Below are 9,011 nucleotides of genomic sequence, written 5' to 3' on the forward strand. Positions count from 1 at the left end.
CGGGCACTTTCGTGACCGCACATGGGCAGTCCTTATTGGCCGTCAGCGGGCACTTTCGTGACCGCCCATGGGCAGTTTTTCATGTCCGCTGACAGCGAAGTCTGCGCGACGGGCGAACTGGCATGGCGAACCATACCAACGCTCACCAACGCGGACAGGTGTTCTCGAAACTCGGGTCGATCGACTTCATGTAACCGGTGTCGTCGCGATCGCGCACACCGCAATCCAGGTACTGCTGATGCAGCCGCTCCAGCGCGGCCTCGTCGACCTCGACACCGAGCCCAGGGCCGGTCGGCACCGGCACCGCCCCGTCGACAAAACCGAGCACACCCGGCTTCACCACATCCTCGGTCTTCCACGGCCAGTGGGTGTCACACGCATAGGTGAGATTCGGTGTGGCGGCGGCCAGATGGGTCATCGCGGCCAGGCTGATGCCGAGATGGGAGTTGGAGTGCATCGACAGGCCCATCCCGAAGGTGTCGCAGATTCCGGCGAGCAGTCGCGATCGCTGCAGACCACCCCAATAGTGATGATCGGACAGCACCACCGACACCGAATTCTTGCGCATGGCCGGCTCGAGATGATCGAAGGCGACGACGCACATGTTGGTCGCGAGCGGCATCTTGGCCTCGGCGGCCACCTCGGCCATCCCGTCGAGTCCCGGTGTGGGGTCTTCGAGATACTCGACCACGCCGTCGAGTTCGGCGGCCACCCGGATCGACGTGTCGACGGTCCAGGCCGCATTGGGGTCGAGTCGCAGCGGCACATCGGGGAATTCAGCGGCCAGGGCCTTGATCGCCGCAACTTCCTCATCCGGCGGGAACACGCCGCCCTTGAGTTTGATTGCGGTGAAGCCGTACTCGTCGATCATGCGATGCGCTTGGCGGATCAGCCCACCGGGCTCGATTGCCTCACCCCAGCTGTCCTCGACTCCGCCGGGATGCCCCGCCCACTTGTAGAACAGGTAGGCGCTGAACGGAACCCGATCGCGCACCGCACCTCCGAGCAGGTCGCTGACCGGACGGCCGAGGCTCTTGCCCTGGACGTCGAGGCAGGCCACCTCGAACGGCGAGAACACACGATCCGTCGTGCTGGCGGTGGTGATCATGCCGGCGACGCCGTCACCGCCGGTCACCGACAACTGTCCGATCCGCTCGTCGATCGTGGTGCGGATCAGGTTGAGGGAGAACACATCCAAGCCGACGATGGCCTCGGCGGCGGCTTCCATCCGGGTGATGTGCGCAGTATCGGCATACGTCTCGCCGACTCCCTGCAGACCACCGGCGGTATCGATTCGGATGATCGCCCGCAACGCATACGGCTGGTGCACACCAACGGTGTTCAGCAATGGCGGGTCGACGAATGCCACGGGTGTGACGGTGACGCCGGTGATGACTGTCGGTTGCATGGGACCGGCTGCCTCAGACGGCCGCGCTGGTGGCCAGCGAACCGGCCAGGACGGCACGACCAGCGGCGGTGATTCGTTCGAGTTCCGCGCGATGCTCGTCGGTGAGTCCGACGAGAGGTGCGCGTACTGGTCCGGCGTCGATACCTTCCATGGTCACGCCCTCCTTCACCAGCGACACCGCATACCCGGGAACCTTGTTGCGCAGGCGCACGAGTGGGTGGAAGAAGTCCCGCAGCAACGCCTCGGTGAGTTCGGTGTTGCCGGTTTCCAGCGAGTTGTAGAACGCGAGGGCCAGTTCCGGCGCGAAGGCGAAGGTCGCCGACGAGTACAGGGTCACGCCGATGGCGCGGTAGGCCTGCTGGGTGATCTCGGCGGTCGGCAGGCCGTTGAAGAACAGGAACTCCTTGCCGGAATCTGCCAAGGCAGCCTTCACGGCGATCACGATCCGCGACACGTTGTCGAGATCGCCTGTGCCGTCCTTGAATCCGATGACGGTGGGCAGCTGGGCGACCTTGATCGCGGCGGCTTCGTCGAAGACCGCGTTGCCACGGTTGTAGACGATGACCGGCAGGTCGGTGGTCGATGCGACGGCGCGCGTGTACTCGACGAGTCCGGCCGGCGGCATGGTGACGAGATACGGTGGGAGCAAAAGGATTCCGTCGGCACCATTCGCCTTGGCACTGGCCGCGAATTCCTTGGCCTGGACCAGCGAACCGCCGGCACCGGCGAACACCGGCACCCGACCGCCGACGGTCTCGACGGTGCGGCGCACGATCTCGCCGAACTCGCGCAGGCCGAGCGCATGGAATTCGCCGGTGCCGCAGGCGACGAAGACGCCGCCGGGGCCGGCTGCGACACCGCGGTCGATGTGCTCGACGAGACGGTCGTAGTCGACCTCGCCGTCGGGGCCGAAGGGTGTGACGGGGAAGAACAGTACGCCGTCAAGCATGGTGAGCTCCTTGAATTTCTGTGTGTGGTCAGTCGCGGGTGAGTTCGCCGTCGATGCGGCGCCAGATGTGTTCGGGGTTGCCGTCGGCGATGGCGGCAGGCCGCAGGGCGTCGGGGACGTCCTGATAGGCAACGGGTCGCAGGAATCGTTCGATCGCCAGCGATCCGACGGAGGTGGTCCGGCTGTCGGAGGTCGACGGATACGGCCCGCCGTGCACCATCGCGTGCCCCACCTCGACGCCGGTGGGCCAGCCGTTGAACAGGATTCGACCGGCCTTGAGTTCCAGATCGCTCACGAGGTCGGCGGCGGCGGCGTGATCGCCGTCGGCCGCATGGACGGTCGCCGTCAGCTGGCCTTCCAGCTTGGTGGTGACCTCGCGCACCTGCTGCTGGTCTCGGCATTTGACGATCAGGCTCGACGCTCCGAAGATCTCGTCCTGCAACTCGGATGACGCGAGGAAGGTGTCGGCGTCGGTGGCGAACAATGCCGCACGGCATGCGTTGGGGCCATCGGGCTGTTCACCTCGCGCCACCACCGTTGCCGCCTTGTCGAATTCGTCGACGCCGGCGGAGTACGACCGCGCGATGTTCGGCGTCAGCATCGGGGTCGGACTACAGGCGGCCACGGCCTGGGCAGCGGATTCGATGAAGGTGTCCAGGTCGGGGCCGTCGACCGCGATCACCAGGCCGGGGTTGGTGCAGAACTGTCCCGAACCCATCGTCAGCGAACCGACGAAGGCCTTGCCGAGACCCGCAGCATCCGCACGGAGTGCGCCCGCCAGTGGATACACCGGATTGATCGAGCTCATCTCCGCGTAGACCGGGATCGGCTCGGGGCGGGCTGCCGCTGCACGAACGAGAGCTGTACCACCCGAACGAGATCCGGTGAAGCCGACGGCCTTGATGTTCGGGTCGGTGACCAGCGCGACACCGAGTTCCGAACCCGCGCCGTACAGGAGGGAGAAGGTGCCCGCAGGCATGCCGGTGGCCGCGATAGCGGCGGTGATGGCCTGGCCCACCAGTTCCGAGGTTCCCGGATGGGCGTCATGGGCCTTCACCACGACCGGGCAGCCGGCGGCCAGGGCCGAGGCCGTGTCGCCGCCGGCGACGGAAAACGCGAGGGGAAAGTTGCTGGCGCCGAACACCGCCACCGGCCCGAGGGGGATGCGGCGCTGGCGGATGTCGGGACGGGGCAACGGCGTCCGGTCCGGCAGCGCCGGGTCGATACGTGCGCCGTGCCAGCTGCCCTCCCGCAGCACGCTCGCGAAGAGCCGCAACTGCCCGCTGGTGCGGCCGACCTCACCGGTGATCCGGGCGGCGGGGAGTCCGGTCTCGGCGGTTGCCCGCTCGACCAGCTCGTCGCGTGCCGCGTCGACGTTGTCGGCGATGGTGTCCAGGAAGTGCGCACGGTCGGCCGAGGTGGTGTTGCGGTACGGGCCGAACGCCTGCCACGCGGCCGCGGTCGCGCGTTCGACGTCGGCGGCATCGCCATGCCCGTACGCGGGCGTCAGCAGTTTGTCGGTTGCCGGATTCACGGCCTGGATCGCCCGGCCGGTTCCGGTGACGTACTCACCGGCGATGATCATCTGCCCGGTCAGTGTCCCGGTCCGTTCTGCGGTCGTCATCTGTGTCTTCCTTCGCCGATTCGTCGACTGTGCGGTGGTGGAGTGGCGCCGATCGCGGTGGGGATCGCTCGCCGCGATCGGTGCCATGTTCTGACGGTAAGTCCGGTTATCCATTCATGTCCAAGTCAAATTCAGTGCCCATCGATGCTTACACCGTATCGACCGAGGTCGCAGGGTTACTACCCGCCGGCGGCCACACAATTCGATCCAGCGGCCGGCCGTCGACGAGGCGTCGGATGTTGTCGGCGACATCGTGTACCCGCCCGACGAACGTCTCGGCACTCACTCCCGAAGTGTGCGGCGTCATCAACAGATTCGGCAGCTGCGCGAAGGGCAGGTCCGACGGTTCGGCGCGATCGCCACCGGCGGGGTATCGATACCAGACGTCGATCGCCGCGCCTCCGATGACGTTGTCTCGCAACGATTCGTACAGATCTCGTTCAGCGATGAGGGGCCCGCGACCGACATTGATCAGAATCCCGTCGGACCCGAGACAGGACAGTTCCTCGGCGCCGATCATGCCCTCGGTGCGTTCGTTCAGCGGCGCCGAGACCACCACCACGTCCGACTCGTGCATGAGCCGCTTGAGCTCGTCGGTGTTCGAATACCATTCCAGGCCAGCAGGTTCGGTGATACGACCGGACCCGGTGACTGCACAACCACGGGCAGCGAAGGCAGCGAACAACTCCGCGCTGCGCCGGCCGATGTGACCAAAGCCCACATAACCGATCATCGCGTTGCGCAGCGTGTGTGGCTGCGCCAGACCGTCGCGGTAGACCGAGGTCGCCCAGTTGTTCCTGCGCAGTTCTGCATCCTGGCGCAGGAGGCCGCGTCGCAGCATCACCGCGGACGAGACCACGTACTCGGCGATCGCATCCTCGTGATGAAACGTGTTGGCCACCATGGTGCCGGCCGGCAAGTCCGCGGTACTCACCTTGTCGGTGCCCGCCCCGACCGCATGCACGAGTCGCAGTCCCGTACCGGCTCTCGCCATGGCCGGAGTCACCCGCCCGCCGATGTACACATCTGCGTCGCCGATGTCGTCGACCAGACGGCTCTCGTCAAAACTCTCGTGCCAGGAGAACTCTAGATCTGCCGTGTCGAGCAGAGACAGAAAGAGTTCCTTGTGTGGCAGTACGTTTCGTTCACCAATGACGACCTTCACGGCAACTCCTTGAAGAATAGGATCTGCTGCCCGATGAGCAGCAACGCACCGATCGTCGACACCACGATGGACACGGTGCGCAACCGCTTGGCGTCGAGCAGGCGATTCACGTAGCGGGATGCGAAGTAGCCGACCACGACTGCCGGAATGAGTACGACAAACGCCACCGCGATCTCCCGATGGAGGTGACCCGCAGCCGCCAAGGCACCCAGCGACATGAGACTGCCCACCAGGAAGAACGCGCTCATATTGCTGCGCACGCGGGCACCTTCGGAGCCCGACATCACCAAGGCCATCGGCGGTCCGCCGATCGAGGTGGCGGTACCGAGCAAGCCCGACGCGGCCCCCGCGGTGGCCAGCGCACGCCGACGCGGACGCGGTTGCCAGCCCAGCGCGGCAAGGACCACACCGCCGAGCACCACACCGGCAAGCATCAGCGCCAGTCCGCGCTCGGGAAGCCAAACCAGCAGCAGTGCACCGGCGATGGTGCCCGGGATTCGTCCGACCAACGCCCATCCCGTGCCACGCAGGTCGAGCGCTTCCCGCTCTTTCACCACCACCATCAGCGTGACCACGGTGGCCGACGCGATGAGCGTGCCCGGCAACAACTCTGGCGCCACCAGGGCCACCACCGGCGCTGCGAGCATGCCCATGCCGAAGCCGATCGACGCCTGCATACACGCGGCGAGGCACACCGTCACGGTCACCACGGCCAGGATGGCCACGGTCATGCGACCGCGGGCGTCCCGAGGGCGACGCGACCACGCGGGTGATAGCACTCGGCGACGTGGCCGGCGTCGGCCAGATCGTCCACGATCGGCGGCAACTGCGTCGCGCAGATGTCGGTGGCATGCGCGCATCGGGTCCGGAATCGGCAGCCCGACGGCGGGTTCAGCGGCGACGGAACCTCACCCGACAACAGGATCCGTTCGCGACGGTGCGTCGCATCCAGTGACGGCGCCGCCGACATCAGGGCTTCGGTGTACGGGTGCGCCGGATGATCGAAAACCGATTCGGTGCTGCCGGTTTCGACGATCCTACCGAAGTACATCACAGCGACGCGGTCGGCGACGTGCCGCACCACCGACAGGTCGTGCGAGATGAAGATATCGGAGATGTCGAGTTCATGTTGAAGGTCGTTGAGCAGGTTGAGAACCTGCGCCTGTACCGACAGATCGAGTGCCGAGACCGGCTCGTCGCAGATGATCACCTCGGGGTTGAGCGCGAGCGCGCGCGCAATCCCGAGTCGCTGACGCTGGCCGCCGGAGAACTCCTGGGGGCTACGGTGTTCGTCGCTGGGTCGCAGACCGACCAGATGCAGCAGCTCGCGAACGCGGGCTGCGCGATCCCGCTTGCGCGGGTACAGATCTCGATGCGTACGCCACGGTTCGGAGATGATCTCGGCCGCGTTCATGCGCGCGTTCAGTGATGCGTACGGGTCTTGGAAGACCATCTGCACCTTGCGTCGTAGAGCAAGCAGGTCCTTGCCCTTGAGCCGGTACGGATCGGTGCCGTCCCAGCGCACGGTACCGTCGTCGGGCCGCTCGAGCATCATCAGAGTGCGTGCGAGTGTGGACTTGCCGCAGCCGGATTCACCGACCAGACCGAGGGTCTCCCCCTTGCGCAGGTCGAGGTTGATGCCGTCGAGCGCGCGGAGCTGCTTGCGCCCAGACTTTCCCGACACCGTGAATGTCTTGCCGACGTCACGGACTTCGAGGACCTGGGCTGGGTCGCGTTCAGACTGTTGTTCAGGCATTGCTGGTCTCCTCCGGGAAATGGCAGGCTGCTTTGCGGCCTTCACCTACCGATTGCAGAGTCGGTCGTTCTTGGACGCATCGTCCGCGTGCCAGTGGGCAGCGCGCCTGGTAGACGCAGCCGGTCGGGATCGAGTGCAGGTCCGGTGGTGTCCCGCCGATGGACTTGAGATCGGCACCGCGCTCGGCGCTCACCGGGACCGAGTCGAGCAGCCCCTTCGTGTAGGGATGCTTGGGATTGCCGAACACCTCGGCAACCGTGCCGGTTTCGACGACGTTGCCGGCGTACATGATCGCCACCCGGTCGGCCTGTTCGGCCACCAGGGCCAGGTCGTGGGTGATGAGTACCACCGCCATGTCGTGTTCGGTGCGCAGCCGCGCGAGCAGCGCCATGATCTGCGCCTGGACGGTGACGTCGAGCGCGGTCGTCGGCTCGTCGGCGAGAAGTACCTTGGGGCTCAGGGCAACCGCCATCGCGATCAGCAGCCGCTGCCGCATACCGCCGGAGAACTGATGGGGGTAAGAGTCGATGCGCGTCTCCGGTTCCGGAATCCCGACGTGGCGCATCAGTTCGATGGCCTCATGGCGCGCCTGCTTGCGGCACATCTTGCGGTGGATGCGAAACGGTTCGGCCAGTTGGGTTCCCACCGTGTAGACGGGATTCAGTGCCGTGAGCGCGTCCTGGAAGACGATGGCCAGTTCGGTGCCGGCCATGTCGCGGCGTTTGCCGGCTGACGCGGTCACCAGGTCGACGTCGTCGAGGTTGATGGAGCCGTCGGAGATCTCCGCGATGGGGTCGAGCAGACCGACCAGCGCTTGCGCGGTCATCGACTTGCCGCAGCCCGATTCTCCGAGGAGAGCGAGGGTCTCGCCGCGTCGGGCCAGGAAAGAGACGTGGTCGACGGCCCGCACGGTCCCGGTCGGCGTGCGCAGATCGACGGTCAGGTCGGAAACCTCAAGGGCGACAAGTTCGTCCGTGCGCGATTTCCGGTCAAGGGTGGGTGCACTCATCGCACGGCCTTTCGTGAGGAGAAGAAGCGCTTACGGGCTTTGGGGGTGGTCAGGCGCCAGCGCTGACCGGGATCGGTGGCAATGCGAGCCCATGCCGCGAGGATCGTCGCCGAGACCGTCGTGACGACGATGGCCAGACCGGGGAAGAACGAGAGCCACCACGCGGTCTGTAGGTACGTCCGGCCCTGCGACACCATCAGACCCCAGCTCACCTCGGGCGGCTGGATGCCGATGCCCAGGAACGACAGTGACGATTCGGCGAGCATCACGTAGCAGAAGTCGAGCGTAGCCACGGTCAACAAGGTCGGCAGCAGGATGGGAAGCACGTGACCGCGCAGGATGCGCCCACTACTGGCGCCGAATGTTCGTGCGGCGTCGACGAAGACGCGGCTCTGCAGTTCGGCGGATTCGGCGCGGGCGGTGCGCAGGTAGATCGGGATGCGGGTGATGGCCAGGACCGCAACGATGTTGGCCGCGCTCGGCGAGAACACGTAGAGGATGACCACTGCCAGCAGCAACGACGGGAAGCTCATGATGACGTCTGCGACGCGCATGGCGAAGGTTTCCCGCCAGCCCCGGTGATAGCCGGCCCACATGCCGATCGCCGAGCCGATGACGCACGAGATCACCACCGCGGGAACGGACACCATCAGCGTGGTCTGGCAGGCCACCACCAACCGCGCGAACATGCTGCGGCCGAGGGGGTCGGTGCCGAGGAAGTTCATCGCGCCGGTGTCGAGGTTGAACGGCGGCAGATTCGACTCGTCGAGGTTCTGCTCGGTCGCGGCGTCGCCCACCAGCCATGGGCCGAAGATCGCCGTGAACAGGACGATCCCGAGGATCACCGCGGCCACGGTGGCGAGCTTGTCCCGCAAGAGAAGTCGCCACAACGGCAACTTGCTCGACGGCACCTTCTTGGCGGCGACCGAGTCGCCCATCGGGTCGGTCGACGCGACAGGGCTGGTCGGGTCGAGGGGTTCGGTGACGATCGACATCTGGGTCCTCCTAGTGTCGCGTGTCGTAAGTTCTTAAACGCTTTCCGGGCTGGGAGGATGAGTTATGGCGAATTCCCCGGCCCCGGCATTGACCCTTCGTGATGG

8 protein-coding genes are annotated in these 9,011 nt (G+C 66.0%); all 8 read right to left on the minus strand.

Annotation, left to right across the window (positions count from 1 at the left end; translation table 11 throughout):
* Window positions 1-142: 142 nt before the first annotated feature.
* Window positions 143-1,408, minus strand: a complete 1,266-nt coding sequence (locus ACWDTF_RS24480) for a glucarate dehydratase family protein (protein WP_240860968.1) — start codon at window positions 1,406-1,408, stop codon at window positions 143-145.
* 13 nt (window positions 1,409-1,421) lie between these two features.
* Window positions 1,422-2,357, minus strand: coding sequence for a 5-dehydro-4-deoxyglucarate dehydratase (locus ACWDTF_RS24485; RefSeq protein WP_240860966.1), 936 nt, complete (start codon window positions 2,355-2,357; stop codon window positions 1,422-1,424).
* 28 nt (window positions 2,358-2,385) lie between these two features.
* A complete protein-coding gene (locus tag ACWDTF_RS24490) occupies window positions 2,386-3,981 on the minus strand; it encodes an aldehyde dehydrogenase (NADP(+)) (RefSeq protein WP_355273589.1) in 1,596 nt (531 codons plus the stop codon).
* 148 nt (window positions 3,982-4,129) lie between these two features.
* Window positions 4,130-5,146, minus strand: a complete 1,017-nt coding sequence (locus ACWDTF_RS24495) for a 2-hydroxyacid dehydrogenase (RefSeq protein WP_449755228.1) — start codon at window positions 5,144-5,146, stop codon at window positions 4,130-4,132.
* Window positions 5,143-5,877 (minus strand): sulfite exporter TauE/SafE family protein, encoded by a 735-nt coding sequence (locus ACWDTF_RS24500; protein WP_240860961.1) that lies wholly within the window; start codon window positions 5,875-5,877, stop codon window positions 5,143-5,145. The genes ACWDTF_RS24495 and ACWDTF_RS24500 overlap by 4 nt, the downstream gene beginning before the upstream one ends.
* Window positions 5,874-6,902, minus strand: coding sequence for an ABC transporter ATP-binding protein (locus ACWDTF_RS24505; RefSeq protein ID WP_449755229.1), 1,029 nt, complete (start codon window positions 6,900-6,902; stop codon window positions 5,874-5,876). Before ACWDTF_RS24505 ends, ACWDTF_RS24500 begins: the two co-directional genes overlap by 4 nt.
* Window positions 6,895-7,911 carry an ABC transporter ATP-binding protein gene (locus ACWDTF_RS24510; protein WP_240860957.1) on the minus strand — a complete coding sequence of 339 codons (1,017 nt, stop codon included), beginning with the start codon at window positions 7,909-7,911 and terminating at the stop codon, window positions 6,895-6,897. Before ACWDTF_RS24510 ends, ACWDTF_RS24505 begins: the two co-directional genes overlap by 8 nt.
* The gene (locus ACWDTF_RS24515) at window positions 7,908-8,906 is read right to left on the minus strand and encodes an ABC transporter permease (RefSeq protein ID WP_240860955.1); all 999 of its coding nucleotides are present in this window, start codon (window positions 8,904-8,906) and stop codon (window positions 7,908-7,910) included. The genes ACWDTF_RS24510 and ACWDTF_RS24515 overlap by 4 nt, the downstream gene beginning before the upstream one ends.
* Window positions 8,907-9,011 lie beyond the last annotated feature (105 nt).

The sequence above is a fragment of the Gordonia sp. NPDC003422 genome (genome assembly GCF_053588675.1).

What these genes read in the sequence shown, in the direction of transcription:
- ACWDTF_RS24480 (WP_240860968.1), bottom strand. Translation starts at nt 1,408, where the DNA reads ATGCAACCGACAGTCATCACCGGCGTCACCGTCACACCCGTGGCATTC.
- ACWDTF_RS24485 (WP_240860966.1), bottom strand. Translation starts at nt 2,357, where the DNA reads ATGCTTGACGGCGTACTGTTCTTCCCCGTCACACCCTTCGGCCCCGAC.
- ACWDTF_RS24490 (WP_355273589.1), bottom strand. Translation starts at nt 3,981, where the DNA reads ATGACGACCGCAGAACGGACCGGGACACTGACCGGGCAGATGATCATC.
- ACWDTF_RS24500 (WP_240860961.1), bottom strand. Translation starts at nt 5,877, where the DNA reads ATGACCGTGGCCATCCTGGCCGTGGTGACCGTGACGGTGTGCCTCGCC.
- ACWDTF_RS24505 (WP_449755229.1), bottom strand. Translation starts at nt 6,902, where the DNA reads ATGCCTGAACAACAGTCTGAACGCGACCCAGCCCAGGTCCTCGAAGTC.
- ACWDTF_RS24510 (WP_240860957.1), bottom strand. Translation starts at nt 7,911, where the DNA reads ATGAGTGCACCCACCCTTGACCGGAAATCGCGCACGGACGAACTTGTC.
- ACWDTF_RS24515 (WP_240860955.1), bottom strand. Translation starts at nt 8,906, where the DNA reads ATGTCGATCGTCACCGAACCCCTCGACCCGACCAGCCCTGTCGCGTCG.